Source organism: Bartonella sp. CM31XJBT (assembly GCF_028618555.1).
GTDB lineage: Bacteria > Pseudomonadota > Alphaproteobacteria > Rhizobiales > Rhizobiaceae > Bartonella.
This window is the reverse complement of record NZ_JAQITD010000076.1, coordinates 1-1,189: the sequence shown is the minus strand read 5'-3', so window position 1 is coordinate 1,189 and position 1,189 is coordinate 1. Positions and strand designations below refer to the sequence as shown.

General features: G+C 42.9%; 1 protein-coding gene. It reads left to right on the top strand.

Annotated elements, in window-relative coordinates; translation table 11 throughout:
• Position 1: 1 nt before the first annotated feature.
• Positions 2–1,177 carry an elongation factor Tu gene (tuf, locus tag PVV63_RS10245; RefSeq protein ID WP_012755022.1) on the top strand — a complete coding sequence of 392 codons (1,176 nt, stop codon included), beginning with the start codon at positions 2–4 and terminating at the stop codon, positions 1,175–1,177.
• Positions 1,178–1,189 lie beyond the last annotated feature (12 nt).

Here is a 1,189-nt window from a genome sequence, read left to right as displayed (position 1 = left end):
AATGGCGAAGAGCAAGTTTGAACGAACAAAACCGCATGTTAATATTGGTACGATTGGTCACGTTGATCATGGGAAGACCTCGTTGACAGCAGCGATTACGAAATATTTTGGTGAATTTAAAGCCTATGACCAAATTGATGCTGCGCCAGAGGAGCGCGCACGTGGAATTACTATTTCTACAGCACACGTTGAGTATGAAACGGAAAATCGTCACTATGCGCACGTTGATTGTCCGGGACACGCTGATTATGTGAAAAACATGATCACAGGGGCAGCACAGATGGATGGTGCTATTTTGGTTGTTTCAGCAGCTGATGGTCCAATGCCTCAGACACGTGAGCATATTTTGCTTGCGCGTCAGGTTGGTGTTCCAGCAATTGTTGTTTTTCTTAATAAAGTTGATCAGGTTGATGATGCAGAACTTTTGGAGCTTGTAGAGCTTGAGGTTCGGGAACTTTTATCCAAGTATGATTTCCCAGGTGATGATATACCAATTGTTAAGGGTTCTGCGTTGGCAGCTCTTGAAGATAAGGATAAAAGCATTGGTGAAGATGCTGTTCGTCTTTTAATGAGTGAAGTTGATAATTATATTCCAACCCCTGAACGTCCTGTTGATCAACCATTTTTGATGCCGATAGAAGATGTATTTTCGATTTCGGGTCGTGGAACCGTTGTTACGGGTCGTGTTGAGCGTGGTGTTATTAAAGTTGGAGAGGAAATCGAGATTATCGGTATTCGTCCAACATCTAAGACGACGGTTACAGGTGTTGAAATGTTCCGCAAGCTTTTAGATCAAGGTCAAGCGGGTGATAATATAGGAGCTCTTCTACGTGGTGTTGATCGTGAAGGGATTGAGCGTGGTCAAGTATTGGCAAAGCCAGGATCTGTTACACCTCATACGCGTTTTAAAGCAGAAGCTTACATTTTGACAAAAGATGAAGGTGGACGTCATACGCCATTTTTTACAAATTATCGTCCTCAGTTTTACTTCCGTACGACGGATGTTACAGGTATTGTTACACTTCCAGAAGGAACGGAAATGGTTATGCCAGGTGACAATGTTGCGATGGATGTTTCGTTGATCGTTCCGATAGCGATGGAAGAGAAACTTCGTTTTGCTATTCGTGAAGGTGGTCGTACTGTTGGTGCCGGTATCGTCTCTAAGATCATTGAATAAATAATGCTTGTT